The sequence below is a fragment of the Virgibacillus alimentarius genome (assembly GCF_000709085.1).
Taxonomy (GTDB): Bacteria; Bacillota; Bacilli; order Bacillales; family Amphibacillaceae; genus Virgibacillus_B; species Virgibacillus_B alimentarius.
Genome location: NZ_JFBD01000127.1, coordinates 1 through 16,247 on the forward strand (window position 1 = coordinate 1; position 16,247 = coordinate 16,247).

Annotated in this window: 12 protein-coding genes and 2 pseudogenes; 13 read left to right on the forward strand and 1 reads right to left on the reverse strand. The window is 37.9% G+C overall.

What is annotated here, in order from left to right; translation table 11 throughout:
* Window positions 1–387: 387 nt before the first annotated feature.
* The 12 genes and pseudogenes from GZ63_RS16955 to GZ63_RS0115675 all read left to right on the forward strand — a co-directional run.
* A pseudogene (locus tag GZ63_RS16955) lies at window positions 388–903 on the forward strand (IS110 family transposase); the annotation flags it as partial.
* Window positions 903–1,145: pseudogene (locus GZ63_RS18955) on the forward strand (IS110 family transposase); the annotation flags it as partial. The pseudogenes GZ63_RS16955 and GZ63_RS18955, both read left to right, overlap by 1 nt.
* A 478-nt stretch (window positions 1,146–1,623) precedes the next feature.
* The gene (locus GZ63_RS0115625) at window positions 1,624–2,412 is read left to right on the forward strand and encodes a glutamine ABC transporter substrate-binding protein (protein ID WP_084179365.1); all 789 of its coding nucleotides are present in this window, start codon (window positions 1,624–1,626) and stop codon (window positions 2,410–2,412) included.
* Between the two features lie 138 nt (window positions 2,413–2,550).
* A complete protein-coding gene (locus GZ63_RS0115630) occupies window positions 2,551–3,213 on the forward strand; it encodes an amino acid ABC transporter permease (RefSeq protein ID WP_029271153.1) in 663 nt (220 codons plus the stop codon).
* Window positions 3,210–3,932, forward strand: coding sequence for an amino acid ABC transporter ATP-binding protein (locus tag GZ63_RS0115635; protein WP_029271155.1), 723 nt, complete (start codon window positions 3,210–3,212; stop codon window positions 3,930–3,932). Before GZ63_RS0115630 ends, GZ63_RS0115635 begins: the two co-directional genes overlap by 4 nt.
* Before the next feature lie 502 nt (window positions 3,933–4,434).
* Entirely contained in the window at window positions 4,435–5,664 is a 1,230-nt protein-coding gene (lhgO, locus tag GZ63_RS0115645) for an L-2-hydroxyglutarate oxidase (protein WP_029271157.1), read from the forward strand.
* Entirely contained in the window at window positions 5,657–5,971 is a 315-nt protein-coding gene (locus GZ63_RS0115650) for a DUF3870 domain-containing protein (protein ID WP_029271159.1), read from the forward strand. Before lhgO ends, GZ63_RS0115650 begins: the two co-directional genes overlap by 8 nt.
* A gap of 271 nt (window positions 5,972–6,242) precedes the next feature.
* Window positions 6,243–7,184 carry a glutarate dioxygenase GlaH gene (glaH, locus tag GZ63_RS0115655; RefSeq protein WP_029271161.1) on the forward strand — a complete coding sequence of 314 codons (942 nt, stop codon included), beginning with the start codon at window positions 6,243–6,245 and terminating at the stop codon, window positions 7,182–7,184.
* A gap of 408 nt (window positions 7,185–7,592) precedes the next feature.
* A complete protein-coding gene (locus GZ63_RS0115660) occupies window positions 7,593–8,780 on the forward strand; it encodes a M24 family metallopeptidase (RefSeq protein ID WP_029271163.1) in 1,188 nt (395 codons plus the stop codon).
* Between the two features lie 403 nt (window positions 8,781–9,183).
* Window positions 9,184–11,226 carry a hydantoinase/oxoprolinase family protein gene (locus tag GZ63_RS0115665; protein ID WP_029271165.1) on the forward strand — a complete coding sequence of 681 codons (2,043 nt, stop codon included), beginning with the start codon at window positions 9,184–9,186 and terminating at the stop codon, window positions 11,224–11,226.
* On the forward strand, window positions 11,226–13,187 hold the full coding sequence (locus GZ63_RS0115670; protein ID WP_029271167.1) for a hydantoinase B/oxoprolinase family protein: 1,962 nt from the start codon (window positions 11,226–11,228) through the stop codon (window positions 13,185–13,187). The genes GZ63_RS0115665 and GZ63_RS0115670 overlap by 1 nt, the downstream gene beginning before the upstream one ends.
* A gap of 60 nt (window positions 13,188–13,247) precedes the next feature.
* Window positions 13,248–14,693 (forward strand): APC family permease, encoded by a 1,446-nt coding sequence (locus GZ63_RS0115675; RefSeq protein ID WP_029271169.1) that lies wholly within the window; start codon window positions 13,248–13,250, stop codon window positions 14,691–14,693.
* 55 nt (window positions 14,694–14,748) lie between these two features.
* Here the strand turns inward: GZ63_RS0115675 and GZ63_RS0115680 are convergent, their stop codons facing one another.
* Window positions 14,749–15,729 carry a 2-hydroxyacid dehydrogenase gene (locus GZ63_RS0115680; protein ID WP_029271171.1) on the reverse strand — a complete coding sequence of 327 codons (981 nt, stop codon included), beginning with the start codon at window positions 15,727–15,729 and terminating at the stop codon, window positions 14,749–14,751.
* A gap of 196 nt (window positions 15,730–15,925) precedes the next feature.
* Here GZ63_RS0115680 and GZ63_RS0115685 point away from each other — a divergent pair.
* Window positions 15,926–16,247, forward strand: a 322-nt coding sequence (locus GZ63_RS0115685) for a GntR family transcriptional regulator (protein ID WP_156947756.1), incomplete at its 3' end; no start/stop codon positions are given.

A 16,247-nucleotide genomic window follows, 5' to 3' on the forward strand; every position in this document is an offset into this window, starting at 1 on the left:
TGTCTTTTCTTTTCAGCCTATTAACTCTTACAAATTTACAAAAATCTCATTGTTGATAACTACGTTACCTTTCACTACTGGCGGACGCTTTCCGCGGGCATGGCTTGAGCCTCCTCGGAAGAAACCCACTTCCTGCGGGGTCTCAAGACTCACGCTATTTCCGCAGGAGTCGCCGCCATCCGTTCCAGGTAATGTACGTGCTGATCTTCCTACACGCAGGCTGTGCACCTTGTGCATCAAACCTAGATGTTAGTAGCTCCAGGGCCGCTTTTGAATCAAGGATAGTACTTATAGACGAGGCTGCCGATCGACGTCCACACTAGGGATATCCCGGAGCGTCCAAAATTCGAGTTCCAATGATTCTAAATCGAAAGGAGGCAATATTCCATGAAATTATTTGTCGGATTAGACGTGAGTTCGTTTGATATCAAGGTTTGTTTTTTGAATGGAGATGGAGATCAGCTTCATTCCTTCACCGTAGCCAATGACCTGCCAGGTGCTACGCACCTGCGAGATGAGGTTCTTAACATAGCTAAAGAACAATCGGTGGATGTTTTAAGAATCGGGCTAGAGTCCACTAGTGTTTACAGTTTTCATCCATCCATGTTTCTGGACAATGATGAATATCTACAGGCACTGGGCGCTAAAGTATACGTCATGAATCCCAAGCAGATTGCCAACTTCAAAAAGAGTAACAGCGATATGAATAAGACAGATGAAATTGATGCTTTTGTCATCGCCGATTACCTTCGGTTCGGTCGTATGCCTATGACCGTTGTTAAAGAAGAGCAATACGTTGCACTTCAGCAGTTGACACGGGCAAGATATCAATTCGTGCGCCAAATTACGCAAGAGAAACAACGCTTCCTTCAGTATCTAAGCTATAAGTGCAATACATTTACTCTGGACGATTCACGGCTGAGGATACTTCCCTGACACGAAATGGGAATCAATACTATCTGGTTGAAGCCGCCAACTCGATAAGAAGGCATATTCCCGAATACAAAGATTATTACGCGAAAAAGTATCAGGAAGTACCGAAACATCAGCATAAAAGAGCCCTCGCCCTAACCGCAAGAAAATTTGTGCGTTTGGTTGATGCGCTACTACGCAACAACCAAATTTACACGCCGAAAGGAGCGTAAATAGATGAAGCATCATTAGCTTCCAAATCCCTTTATTTAATTTCCAGTAAATTACAATTAATTACTGGTTCTAGTTTGTGTTGCTTTTTTTAAACAAATTGAACCTTGATAATCAAATATTTAATTAATATTTTTTTGACATATCACCGCAAGTCTTTTATAAAACTTTTATATTTATTAGTAGAGCATAAGAAAATGATTTATTCAAAATATTAATCTCGAATTAGCTTCTTATTGTTCAGTACCTGTTACTAAATTCAAAGCAGAAAACCATTATAAATTATCAGAATCGTCAGTATATAAAAGCTTTCTTTAACAATTATACGTTTTTTGTTACTAGAATAACATATAACGTCTGTTACGCTAATAAATTTAGAAATATGCAATTTTTGAATGTTTTCACAAAAATAGAATGTTTGGTAAAGTAAAAAATACGTTTGGAGATATCCGTAATAAAAAGGGGGAAAATTTTGTGAAAATGAAAAGATGGAAAACATGGGGGAGTATTTTATTTTTTAGTTTATTTTTATTTGGACTTGCAGCCTGTGGGGGTAAAGAGGAGGCAGCAGATGCTGATGGAAATGGTTTGAAAGATTCGTATACAGTAGCCACAGATACATCCTTTGTTCCATTTGAATTTAAAGAGGACGGGGAATATGTCGGCTTCGATATTGATTTAATCAACGCAATTGCAGATGAAGTTGGATTTGAGATTAACTTAGAAACTACTAACTTTGATGGTATTATTCCTGGACTGCAGACAGGCCAATTTGACATTGCCCTTGCAGGAATAGGTATTACGGAAGAAAGAAAGAAAAGCATTGACTATAGTGATCCATACTATGAATCTGGTTTGCGTATTGGGGTGAAAAATGACAATGAAGAGATTAAAGGCGTAGAGGATTTGGAGGGTAAAACAATAGCTACCCGCCTTGGGTCAACGAGTTCCGCTTATATCAAGGAAAATATTGATGGAGCAGAAGCAAATGAGTATGAACAGTTGGACCAAGCGTATTTAGCTGTTGAAAATGGCAGTGTAGATGCTGTGTTATATGATGCTCCAAACGTTGCCTACTATATACAAACCAAAGGTGAAGACAGCCTGAAAATGGTAGGGGATCTTTACGAGGCTGAAAATTACGGCATTGCTTTTGCAAAAGACCAAGAAGAGTTGGTTAAAGCTGTTAATGAGGCTTTAGAAACATTAAAAGAAAATGGAAAGTATGATGAAATCTACGAAAAATGGTTCGGTGAAAAACCAGAATAAATGACAACGAAGGACTGTCTCATGGCCTGTTATTGGGACTAGGGATAGTCCTTTTTTAACTTTACAATGAAAACAAAAGTTGCGTGCTGGTTGATAGACTGGTATTAAGCTATGTTTACACGTATGAGAGGTGACAGGATGATTGGAAGATTTGATTGGGCTGGGGTATTAGATTTTTTACCAGAGTTAAAAACAGGTTTGTATTATACACTTTTAATCTCTATTGTCGGACTATTAATAGGATTTTTTTTAGGAGCTATTTTTGGATTGGGGCGTGTTTCGAAAAATAAATTCGCCTATTCTATTTCTACTATATATATTGAAATCGTACGTGGAAGTCCAGTTCTAATCCAAGCAATTTGGATTTTTTACGCATTGCCATTGATTATCGATTTTAATCTGGATTCTATAGTAGCAGGTATTATTGTCATTGCTATTAATTCAGGGGCATATATTGCGGAAATTGTTCGTGGAGCAGTCGAATCGATCGAAAAAGGTCAAATGGAAGCAGGACGTTCCCTAGGGTTGACCCGGCGACAGACAATGTGGCATATCATTTGGCCGCAAGCTTTAAAGCGTATGATTCCTCCTCTAGGTAATCAGTTTATTATAAGTATAAAAGATACATCATTATTATCTGTTATTCTCGTACCGGAATTAATATTTCAGAGTCGAAATATAGCTGCTAACCATTTTAATGCTGTAGAAATATACACGACGGTAGCAGTCTTTTATTTAGCTATCACATTAAGTTTATCCTTAATTTTACGAATCGTTGAAAGGAGGTTGAATGTAAATTGATTCAAGTTGAAAAATTATGTAAAAGGTTTGGCGAACTAGAAGTTTTGAAAGGGATTCATTGTCATATACAGCCGCAGGAAGTAGTTTGTGTAATCGGTGCGAGCGGTTCAGGAAAAAGTACATTCCTACGTTGTTTAAATATGCTGGAAACCATGACAAGTGGGGACATTGTGATTGATGGTGATCGTTTAAGAGACCCTCGTATAAATATTAATGATATACGTACGGAAGTGGGCATGGTATTTCAACAATTTAATTTATTTCCGCACAAAACTGTCCTGGAGAATGTCATGCTTGCTCCAATCAAAGTGCGTAAAATCAGTAAACAAGATGCAGAAAAAAAAGCATTAGCATTACTAGAAAAGGTTGGTATTCGTGAAAAAGCAGATAATTATCCGGAACAACTATCTGGAGGGCAAAAACAACGTGTAGCAATAGCTCGTGCGTTAGCCATGGAACCAAAAATTATGTTGTTTGATGAACCTACTTCAGCCCTGGATCCGGAACTGGTTGGTGAAGTGCTGGAAGTTATGAAACAACTTGCACATGAAGGGATGACCATGGTGGTTGTTACCCATGAGATGGGATTTGCACGCGAAGTAGGTGACCGGGTTCTCTTTATGGACGGAGGAATAATCGAAGAAGAAGGAGATCCTGAACAAATATTTACAAAGCCAAAATCGGAACGTACCAAGGAATTTCTAAACAAAATTTTATAAGGTTTGCTGCAATAGAATTATTCCATTGTAGACAGAATTTTTGAAATGGTGTATCATTATTCATAGCGTGTAGTAAATTTACTTTCTGGGAAAATAGCCTTTTCTCGGGCAACGGTAAAAAAACACACACATTTCTTTCTCATAAAAGAAGGCTGCCGAATCTGTTATTCCTTTGGAGAGACCGCTGGAAAGACGCAGAACAAAATCCAGTCTATATTTATTTTGTAAATATAGGACTGGGTTTTTTTATTGCCAGTTTTCCGTATGGATAGGCATTTACTCTTGAAGGAGGGAAGAATATGTGTCTCATACAATCAAACTGTAAGCTGTGCAGCGGTTGCAAAGGCTCAAAGAAAGATAAAACAGATGAAAAAAAGTAGGAATAGGAAAAAGTGAAATGATGCTTATTTCCCCTACACTTGCAGAAAATTCGCAGTAATAAACCTTTACTAGCGTTAAGACAAAAAAATAATTAGATGAATGATAAGGGGATGAAAAGACAATGTATGATTTTTTAATCGTTGGTGGAGGGATTGTAGGCCTTTCAACTGGGATGTCCTTATATAAAAAATATCCAAATGCTAAAGTGGCCGTTTTAGAAAAAGAAAGCGAAATTGCATCGCACCAAACCGGGCATAACAGTGGAGTGATCCATTCTGGTATCTATTATAAGCCTGGCAGTTTTAAAGCTGCATTTGCTAGAAGAGGAAGTAAATCAATGAAGGAATTTTGTGAAAAGCACGGTCTGGATCATGACATTTGTGGTAAAGTAATTGTGGCAACTACCAAAGAAGAACTACCTTTACTAGATAATTTATATCAAAGAGGATTGGAAAACCAACTTGATATAGATCGAATTGGAGTGGAGGAATTAAAGGAAATTGAACCTCATGTAAATGGATTAGGTGCTATCCGAGTGCCACAAGCTGGAATAGTCAACTATAAGCAGGTCAGTCAAAAATTTGCTGAAATTATAAAAGAGCATGGTGGAGAAATTAAGTTAAATAGCAGCGTTGAAAAAATAATGGAAGAAAATAATTATGTTAAAGTGGAGACAAGTAAAGAAACAATAGAGGCGAGGACTGTCATTAATTGTGCAGGTTTACATAGTGACCGCATAGCACGAGCCTCTGGATATCAAACAGATATGCAGATTGTTCCGTTTCGAGGTGAGTATTATAAGCTTGTCCCTGAAAAAAGATATTTAGTAAAAAACTTGATTTATCCGGTGCCTAATCCAAAATTTCCTTTCTTAGGTGTTCACTTTACGAGAATGATCGGAGGTGAAGTAGACGCAGGTCCTAACGCTGTTTTAAGCTTTAAGCGAGAGGGATATAAAAAATCAGATTTTAACCCGAAGGATCTGGCTGAAGTCCTTAAGTACAAGGGTTTTTGGATTCTGGCTAATAAGTTTATGAAAGAAGGAATGGAAGAATATGCTAGATCCTTCAGCAAAAAGAGATTTACGAAGAGCTTACAGCAGCTGATTCCAGAAATCAAAGAAGAAGATTTGGTTCGAGCACCTGCAGGAGTTAGAGCACAAGCGCTAAATTCAGATGGTAGTTTGGTAGATGACTTTAACATAATTATGGGAAAAAATACGATTCATGTATGTAATGCCCCATCACCCGCGGCAACAGCTGCTATTGAAATTGGGAAGGAAATCGTACAAAGGATACCCGAACCTTCTCATTTATTAAAGCAGACTAATAGGGGGGAAGTTCATGTATAATTCAAAGACGATATTTATAGCAGGTCATGCCAGATTACCACAAGGTATGGCGGCGAAAAGTATGTTTGAAACATTAAGTATTACTGCTGAGGTAGATATAAAGTATGGTGTGATCCTAAAAGCATCGTGTACGTTAGCTACAGAACAAGGAAGAAACTTTATTGGAGAACTATTAAGAGGTTTCAGTTTAAACGAAGGTACTGCCGAGGCGTCTGAATGTATTCAAAATCATTATCGAGGAAAAGCAAGTAAAACGCTGGTAGCAGCCTTAAAAGATTTAGAACAGCATTATCTTCAACAAAAATAATAAAAAATTTTGAAATTTGTTTGCATTTTTATAACTTTGTGCTATAATAAATTTTAGAAGTAATGACATATTTATCGGATGAATGAACCATTCAAAAACATAAATAGTCGGATAGCAAGTAAAAATTCCATACAGTACTGTCGAATTTACTTTGACTCTGTAAAAGCAGAGCAAGTTGGTATTTAACGCCAGTTGTAAATAATTACTCATGACGTCTGGGTAATTGTTGCAGCTGGCTTTTTATTTTAAAATTTTTAGGGGGTAATCGTCCATGAACTTGACAAAAAGCAAAACAACACCATCATTTGTTACAAAAACGGATCAGTACAAAGTTGAGGTTCATCCTCAGTCTAGTCGCTTGTATCACATTACAATCGAAAAAGAAGCGTTGATCCATTTTTTAAATAAAGTACGCGAGGATGGTCAATCTGTAGAAAGGTTGGAATATACACCACTTGAAAGACGTATTGTTGCTTCTTATCTTTTAGATGTATTGGGAGAAGCGTTTGGAACTATTTTAAAAGGAATCATCCATGACAGAGAATCTGGGGGATTTACCCTAGGTTTGGAAGGTGTCACACAGGACACAGATGAATATGTCATTTTTTCAACAGCTATTTCACATATTCTGGGTACACCTAATCATGATGCAATGTCAAATAAGTATTATGCACGCTTTACGGTAAAGCATACCGATAATAGTGATTCGTATTTACGTCAGGCTTACCGTCTCTTTACTTTGCATACAGATGGGACATTTGTTGACGAATCAACCGATTGGTTAATTATGCAAAAAATGCATGAAGAAAATGCAGTTGGAGGAGAATCGCGTTTGCTCCATTTGGATGACTGGAAAGAATTAGATAAGTATGCAAATCATCCACTAGCCGGTTATAAATTTCAATATAAAGCACCAAAAAGTAAAAATGTTGATCAAGAAGTTAACAGGGCTACATTTTTTAAACTTAATGATAAACCATGCATCTGTTTTATTGATCAATTTGTATATCCTGAAACAATTGAACAGGCTCAATATTTAAGAGGATTATCCGAATCAATGGAATCTGATGAGAGCTTAATTGAATTAGAGCTTCCGGTCGGGGATTTAGTTGCCCTGAATAACCTATTCTGGTTACATGGAAGAGCAGCTTTTGAGAAAAATCCTCAGTTAAATCGTGAATTATTACGTCAACGTGGTTGTTTTCATGCATAATGATAAAATATAAAAAGCGCCAGTATCTAATCCCCATTAGATCAATATAAATTTAAGAAGATGTCTCTTTAAAAAAGGGACATCTTTTTTTAGAAACAAATGATTGACAATTCTAAAAACATCAACTATGCTTAAAATAAACGTAAAGATGTCGACAATCGACAAAATAAATAAAGTAAGATTCATACTATTCACACTTTTATGTGCGACGCTTACAATATATTGAGGTGGATGTACAAAAGGATGCGAAACGATGGAAAAATGCGGCCTTAATTGCAGTTAACCGTGCAAAGCCAGATAGGGGCAGCGCGCGATAAATATAACGACTCGTGCCAGATAACAGAAAATTCGCGGTGTGTTACAACCACCAACTCAAATTTAAATTCTGTAGGAAGGGAAGGGATGAGAATGTCAGTATTTCCTACTGAGGAGTTTCAAATGCGAATGACGCGAACAAAAAAGAAAATGGCAGCTATGGGTATAGATATTCTTATAGTTACAGATCCAGCAAATATGAATTATTTGACAGGATATGATGCATGGTCTTTTTATGTTCACCAATTAGTTATCGTCATGTTAGATGAAGATCAGCCATACTGGGTCGGTCGCGCTATGGATGCCAATGCCGCCAGACATACGAGTTGGCTTGATGAAGATCATATTTATCCCTATGCAGACCATTATGTTCAGTCGGCACTGAGACATCCAATGGATTTTGTGAGCGATTTATTAAAAGATAAAAAGAAAGATAAGAAAATAATAGCGGTAGAGCTTGATGCTTATTATTTTACGGCCAAATGCTATATTAAGTTAGTTCAAAGTTTACCAAATGCGACGATTAGAGACGGAACAAACCTAGTCAATTGGATCCGTATCGTGAAATCAGATCGAGAAATTGGATATATTAGAAAAGCTGCAAAGATTTCAGAAAAAGCAATGCAAGTCGCCTTTGATACCCTAAATGAAGGGGTTAGAGAATGTGATGTAGTGGCTGGCATATCTTATGCGCAAATTAGCGGAACAGAAGAATATGGTGGCGACTACCCATCCATTGTACCGCTACTACCAACAGGGAAAAAGACATCAGCCTGTCACCTGACATGGACTGATGAAACTTTTAAACAAGGGGAGCCGGTTATTATTGAATTGGCAGGCTGTTATAAGCGTTATCATTCTCCTTTAGCGCGTACTGCAGTAGTTGGAATGCCTAGTGAAGAAATGCAAAACCTCGGTGAAGTTGTGGTAGAAGGAGTTAATGCAGCCTTGGACGTTGTCAAACCGGGAGTTACTTGTGAAGAGGTAGAAATGGTGTGGAGGAAAACAATCGAAAAACATGGAATCAAAAAAGAATCGCGAATTGGATATTCCATGGGGCTTAATTATCCACCGGATTGGGGAGAACATACGGCAAGCTTTCGTTCAGGTGATCAAACAATCCTAGAACCGAATATGACTTTTCATATGATACCAACGATGGATCTGGGGCATGTAGGAATGGAAATAAGCGAATCTTTTCGGGTAACAGAAAATGGCTGTGAAGTTTTCGCTGATTTTCCTCGCGATTTATATGTAAAACCAAATATAAGATTAGCATAGCGAGAAAAGAGATTGCTAAACAGCAAGAGCTGCTAAGCAATCTCTATATCGTTATGCTTGTTTAAATGAGGGTTAAGAGACAGAAATAATTGACAATTTTAAATTGTACTTATATAATGAATTTAATATTACTTAACTGTTAAATCTAATTGACTTCACTGCCGAAGTGGAGCAAAACTTAGGTTGAAAACCAGTTATATGGACGATGGGATTCATATGCCCATTAGGTCAATATAACTGGTTTTTTTATGTGCTCAATGTAAAGTGGGAGGGATTGTTCTGAAATAGGAATAAAAATTGTACATACAGTAAAAAAAATAGCAAAGTTGAAAGCGTATACAGAAAAGAGGAAGCAACGACACAAGTGAGGGTAATAAAAAATCAATGAGCTGGAGGAGTTATAATGACCAAATATCGCGTAGCAGTAGATGTTGGTGGGACTTTTACGGATGTTTTTGTATTTAATGAAAAAACAAAGGATACGCTTGTAGCAAAGACATCTTCGACACCTACCAATCCAGAAATCGGGGTTATTAATGGAATTGACAAAGCAAATGTTTCTGGTGAAGAAATCGATATTTTTTCACATGGCACAACAGCAGGTACGAACGCTTTAATTGAAAGAAAGTTACCTAAAACAGCATTGATTACTACAAAAGGGTTCCGAGATGTACCTGAAATTCGAAGGGGAACAAAGTTAGACCTTTGGGATGCTTATAAAGATGTAGCACCCCCATATATAAAAAGACGGGATCGTTTTGAGGTAAGTGAGAGAATAGATTATTCAGGAAATGTCCTAATGGAAGTGGATAAAAATGAAGTGAAAGAACTTGCACAAAAATTAAGGAAACGAAATGTAGAATCGATAGCAATTTGTTTTATGAATGCATATGTAAGCGGTGAAAATGAAATAAAGGTGAAGGAAATCTTAAAAGAAGAATTGCCAGACGTGTACATTTGCGCTTCTAGTGAGATATTGCCAGAAATATTTGAACATGAACGAATGAGTACGACAATTATTAATGCTGTTCTTGGTCCAAAGGTAAGTAATTATATTAATACCTTAGAAACTAAAATGAACACAAAAGGTTACGATGGTGATATTCTAGTTCTTCATTCAGGTGGAGGTGTAATGACATCTGAAATGGTTCAGCGTTATGCTGCCCGTATTGCAAGTTCTGGCATTGCTGCAGGAGCAATTGCAAGCAAGCATATAGCAGAATTATGCGGGTTTAAAAATGCAATTGGTTTGGATATGGGTGGTACAAGCACGGATATTTCTCTAATGTATGAAGGAAACTTACGGGTTACAAAAGATTGGTACATTGAATACGGTTATCCTATTGGTTTTCCTAGTATTGAAATTATGACAATCGGTGCTGGAGGAGGTAGCTTAGCTTATGCAGATGAAGGCGGATCGCTAAAAAGTGGTCCTCAAAGTGCTGGAGCGGAACCAGGACCTGCTTGTTATGGACTCGGTGGCGTTGAACCTACGAATACCGATGCTAACTTCCTTTTAGGAAGACTCAATAACAAACTGTTAGACGGACAAATGTCACTAAATAAAGAAGCTGCTTTAAAAGCAATGCAACCACTTTGTGATCAATTTGGCTATAACGAGTACGATGCTGCGAATGCTATTTTAAAAGTGGCTAATGCGAATATGTGTGATGCACTAAGACTGATCTCTGTTCGAAAAGGTTATGATCCTCGGGATTTTGCTTTGGTAGCTTTCGGTGGTGCAGGCGCATTGCATAGTGCGTATTTAGCAAAAGAAATGAACATTCCAAACGTTATCATTCCTCCTTTTCCAGGAGTAGCAGCATTAGGATGCCTGTTAGTTGATGTTCGACATGATATCACGCAGACATATGTAGCGGATGTAGCGGAAGTTAAAGTAAATGATATAGAAGAAAAATTCAAAGATATGGAAAAGCAAGCAATTGAATTGTTGGAAAAAGAAGGTGTTGCAACTGAAAACATGAATTTAATCAGACATATAGAAATGCGCTACGTAGGCCAGTGGAGATCTTTAGCTGTATCGATAGATAGGCCGCTTCATTCATTGACAGATGCATTAGCAAGTTTTCACAAAGAACATAAACGTGCTTTTGCCTTTTCAGATCCCGAAAAAGGGGTAGAAATTTATGGTTTAAGAATCGAGGCGATTGGCACCGTTCCAAAACCTCAGCTCCCTAAGGAAAAGCCTCATGGGACTTTGGTTGAAGCGTTAAAGGAGTATAGAGATGTTTATTTTGAAGAGACCGGTGGTTTTACGAGCACACCAATTTATAACCGGCCTGATATACCCGTTTCTTCTATAATAAGCGGACCTGCAATTGTTGAACAATTAGATTCTACTGTGGTTATTCCTCCAGAATTTACTGCTAAAGTAGATGAATATAAAAATATTATTATTTCCTTATCCAAAAGAGGTGAAGCGTAATGGAGAAAATGATACAAAATAAATTGGACCCTGTGACATTTGAGGTGTTAAAAAATGGCTTTGTGAATTTAGTGGATCAAATGTCAGAACAGATTTTACGTACATGTTATTCGTTTGTTATCTATAATCGTGATTTTAGTTCTGCTTTATGTGATGCGGAAGGAAACACTATCATGCAAGGGACGCAGGATATAGCTGTCCATGTTGGAACACTTCATCTAACTGCTAAAGCAGTCATTGAGGACTTTGGTGATGATATTCATCCTGGTGATGTTTTTTTAATAAATGACCCTTATCGTGGTGGTACACATTTTAATGATGTCAGAATTATCCGTCCTGTATTTCATGATGATAGATTAATTGCCTTTATGCAATCGAATGGGCATTGGGCAGATATGGGTGGATCTGTGCCTGGATCATTTGATGTAAGTTCAAAGGACCATTACGGTGAAGGAATGCGTATATCTCCAGTAAGAGTTTGGAGTAAGGGAGAATACCTGCAGGATGTTGCTAACTTACTTGTTTCTAACATGCGCGTTCCTGAAGAAAGACTCGGTGATTTACGGTCACAAGCTGAAGCTACAAAAGTATCTGAGAAGGAGTTGCATCGATTAATTGATAAGTATGGTATAGATACTATTTTAACAGCTTTTGACGAAGTTCAAGACTACGTGGAGCGTTTAGCACGAGCTAGATTAAAAGAACTTCCAAATGGAACATGGGAAACAACAGATTATTTAGACATGGATCCGGAAATTGGAGATGGGTTAATTCCAATTAACATAAAAATGACAATTGAGGATGATGAAATTTATTACAACCTAGAAGGAACGCATGCTACAATAGGATGTTTTTTGAATTCTTCTTTTGGAGCCTCTCTTTCGGGGTTATATGCTGGAACCAAAACATTTTTTCCTGATATCCCGCTTAATTCCGGTTTCTATCGAGTAATTAAGGCGCATCTACCAGAAGGTACTGTAGTTAATGCAAAATGGCCAGTAGCTGTTTCCGGTTTTTGTTCCGGGCCTTATGAAAAAATTATGAATGCTTGCTTTGAATTATGGTCGCATGTTGTTCCTGAGAGAGCACTTGCTTGTTCCTTTAATTTGGAATATTTACTGATAGGTGGTTGGGATACCAGAAGTAAATACGATAATTTCTTTATGTGGTATGACTGGATGGCTGGAGGACATGGGGGCAGAAGAGATCGTGATGGAGCAAATGCAATGTCTCCCGTCTTTGGTGCAGGGTTAAGTGTACAGCCGTGCGAGGGGCAAGAAAGACTAACACCGGTAGTTACCTCAAAACACGAAATTATTCCGGATTCCGGAGGACCAGGAAAATATCGCGGAGGTTGCGGAATTGAAAAGGGGGGTACCCTCACAAACGTTACAGATACAGTTATGTCTGTATGTTGTGATCGTTCTCGTTCCGTTACTTGGGGAATTTTTGGAGGACTCCCGTCAAATCCACATGGAAATTGGCTTAATCCGGGTACAGATAAAGAAAAGTTTCTAGGAGCATTTTTCTCTAATTTAAAGGTAGAAGAAGGAGATAGCTTCAGTCGACCTTCAGCTGGAGGTGGAGGATTAGGAGACCCATTAGAGCGTGATCCTGAAGACGTAATAGAAGATGTTATTGATGAATACGTTTCCATTGAACGTGCTAAAAAGGATTATGGTGTTGTCATAGAGGAAATGGATGCGGATTTGGATCAATATAAGATAATAGAAAGGGAGACAAAAGAAACCCGTGAATATATCCGAATGAATCGACAAAAATGGTTAAACGAAGATGTTCATGTTGTTCATAAGATGTATAAAAACGGAAAAATCGATAAGTTAGACTTAATTCGCCGGTATGGTGTACTTATAGATTTTGCAACAGATAGCGTTTTGGAAAAATCAACGCAACAGTTTCGAGATATGCTGCAAAGAAGATCTGTAGCTTATTGGGATTAAAAAAAGAATATAAATCATATATTCATACAAACGAATCCTTGTGGGGGAGAGAAAGCTGGTATGAGCAATCAAAAACTAATGAAAATCCTTGGGAAAAAGGAAGTCCTGGCTCTTGCATTTGGGGCAATGATTGGATGGGGCTGGGTAGTAACGGCGGGTTTATGGATTTCAGAAGCTGGGTCATTGGGGTCTATTATCGCGTTTGCTATTGGAGGCATGCTTGTTGTGTTTGTAGGGCTGACGTACGCAGAATTAACCTCAGCCCTGCCACTTGCAGGTGGCGAGCTAATCTATAGTTTTAAAGCGATGGGAAGACTAGCTTCTTTTATAACAACATGGGCGGTAATCCTTGGTTATGTCTCTGTAGTGGCATTTGAATCTGTTGCACTTCCGACTGTTTTTGAATATCTAATACCCAATTATAGTCAAGGTCATTTATATACAATAGGTGGATGGGACGTTACGATAACGTGGGCAGGAGTCGGTATATTAGGATCTATTCTCATTGCTTGGGTTAATTATCGCGGGATAAAGCTGACTTCTTCCATCACCTTTATCCTAACCTTATTGATTATGATTGCAGGTGTTTTGTTAATTACGGGCAGTTCGATTACCGGAACTGCACAAAACATGGAGCCGCTATTTAATAAAGGGATTGCTGGACTATTAACAGTGGTAATTATGACTCCGTTTATGTTTGTAGGCTTTGATGTAATACCACAGGCAGCTGAAGAGATTAATCTAAAACAGAAAAAGATTGGGCAATTACTCATTGTTTCGGTCGTCCTTGCTGTTATTTGGTATATAGCAATTATTTTTGGTGTATCACGGGTTTTAACGCCTGCGGAAATGAGTAATTCTACTCTAGTGACAGCTGATGCAATGGCCAAAGCCTTTGGAGATAGCCGAATGATGGGGAATATTTTAGTGCTTGGTGGTATAGGTGGGATTTTAACAAGCTGGATTGGATTCTACGTTGGAGGAAGCCGTGCTATTTATGCGCTTGCTAAAGCAGGTATGCTTCCAAAAACTCTAGGGGAACTACATCCTAAATATCATACACCACATAAAGCGATTCTATTGATTGGACTTTTTTCCACGATAGCTCCTTTATTTGGAAGACCAGCACTCGTATGGCTTGTTGATGCTGGAGGGTTAGGATTAGTTGTTGCCTGGTTAATGGTTGCGATCTCCTTTATTGTTTTACGCAAGAAGAATCCTGACATGCACCGTCCATTCCGTCTTCGTGGTGGTGCGACCTTTGGATGGATTGCGGTATTGATGTCCATCGGAGTGTTTATTCTGTATATGCCTGGCATGCCATCAGCTCTTATTTGGCCTTACGAATGGATGATTATCGTATTATGGGCAGGTTTAGGTATGATTTTGTATAAAATTTCCATGTCCAAATATGGGAAAAAATCATCGAATCAACATTTGAATAGAGAGATTGCAAAAGTAATGAAGTTTGATGACCGAACAGAAAAACTGGAAAAAATTAAGTAATCTAAAAAAAGAGATTGTTTTACAAGTAGTATTGTAGAACAATCTCTTAATTATTTTAGTCCTTCTTCCACACATTCGAATCTATTAAGTTGGGCGGTCTGTCTCCATTCAACCCTGCATCCAGATTGCGGGCTGCCAGTTGAGACATCTTAAGTTCTGTCTCGTATGTGGATGAGCCAATATGAGGCAATGTGACAACGTTTTTCATCTTTAATAACGGATTATTAGGTTCAACGGGTTCCTTTTCAAATACATCTAGTCCGGCTGCAGCAATTTCCCCGTTTTGAAGAGCGTCAATTAAATCTTGTTCTACGATTGTTTTCCCGCGTGAGCCATTGATAAAGATAGCTGATTTTTTCATTAACTGAAATTCTCTTTTTCCGATGAGTTGTTCCGTTTCTGGTGTTAAAGGTGTCATCAAGCAAACAAAATCCGATTGTGTCAGCAATTCAACCATCGAACAATAGGATGCATTGTATTGTTGTTCAGCTTCAGGCTTTTTTGTTCGTGTGTGATACAAAATATTCATATCAAAACCATGAAATGCTCGTTTAGCGATCGCTTGGCCGATTCTGCCCATTCCAATAATTCCTAATGTTTTATGGTGGACATCTGTTCCAAAATACGCTGTTTCCAACATTCCCGTCCAGTTTCCGGCTTTTACCCAATGATCCAGCTCAGGCATACGTCTTGCGGTAGAAATTAATAATCCAAAAATCGTATCAGCTACCGTGTCTGTTAAAATGCCAGGTGTATTGGTTGCCATAATATTGCGTTTACTCAGTTCTTCGATATCCAAATTATTGTATCCGACTGAGTTATTGCTAACAATTTTTAAGTGTGGTGCTTTGTCCAATAGTTCTTTATCGACTTCTAAAGACAAACCGATTATTCCTTCTGCTTCCTTCAGGTGGTTAAAAAAGTCTTGATTCGTTTTTGGATCAATATTTTTGAAAAAATGAACATCATATCTTTCTTTTAAATCTTCTACAACTGGCTGCTCGAGACGATTATATATAATTACTTTTTTCTTCATTCAGCTCCCCCTTCATTACCGTCATCTCATTTTAAACGTAGCTATAAATAGGGTGAATGTCAATATAAATAGAAATATTTGAAATATTATATTAATTGCATTGACACGGTAAAATATGTGTTTTATGATGAAAATAAAGGAATGTCGACAATCGACATGAGAGAAATGCATTTTTAAAAGGGGGAAACGCATATACATGAATGACTCCATTTTGCAGCAACCATTAAGCCACATCATTGCAGAAGAACTTAGACAACGTATATGGAGGAAAAAGATTGAGTTTGGTGATCGTTTGCTGGAGAGTGATTTGGCAGAAGATTTTGATGTTAGCCGTAGTACGATAAGGGAAGCTTTGAAAATACTCGAACATGAATCATTAGTAATTAATAAAGCTCGCAAAGGTACGTATGTCACTGACTTCTCAGAAAAGGATTTAGAGGAAATGATTGAACTGCGTACGTTATTAGAAGAACAGGCATTTATCCAGGCACTACCACATCTTGAATCAAAGCATTTTT

Coding starts and splice junctions, on each gene's coding strand:
- GZ63_RS0115625 (WP_084179365.1), top strand. CDS start 1,624: ATGAAAAGATGGAAAACATGGGGGAGTATTTTATTTTTTAGTTTATTT.
- GZ63_RS0115630 (WP_029271153.1), top strand. CDS start 2,551: ATGATTGGAAGATTTGATTGGGCTGGGGTATTAGATTTTTTACCAGAG.
- lhgO (WP_029271157.1), top strand. CDS start 4,435: ATGTATGATTTTTTAATCGTTGGTGGAGGGATTGTAGGCCTTTCAACT.
- GZ63_RS0115650 (WP_029271159.1), top strand. CDS start 5,657: ATGTATAATTCAAAGACGATATTTATAGCAGGTCATGCCAGATTACCA.
- glaH (WP_029271161.1), top strand. CDS start 6,243: ATGAACTTGACAAAAAGCAAAACAACACCATCATTTGTTACAAAAACG.
- GZ63_RS0115660 (WP_029271163.1), top strand. CDS start 7,593: ATGTCAGTATTTCCTACTGAGGAGTTTCAAATGCGAATGACGCGAACA.
- GZ63_RS0115665 (WP_029271165.1), top strand. CDS start 9,184: ATGACCAAATATCGCGTAGCAGTAGATGTTGGTGGGACTTTTACGGAT.
- GZ63_RS0115670 (WP_029271167.1), top strand. CDS start 11,226: ATGGAGAAAATGATACAAAATAAATTGGACCCTGTGACATTTGAGGTG.
- GZ63_RS0115675 (WP_029271169.1), top strand. CDS start 13,248: ATGAGCAATCAAAAACTAATGAAAATCCTTGGGAAAAAGGAAGTCCTG.
- GZ63_RS0115680 (WP_029271171.1), bottom strand. CDS start 15,729: ATGAAGAAAAAAGTAATTATATATAATCGTCTCGAGCAGCCAGTTGTA.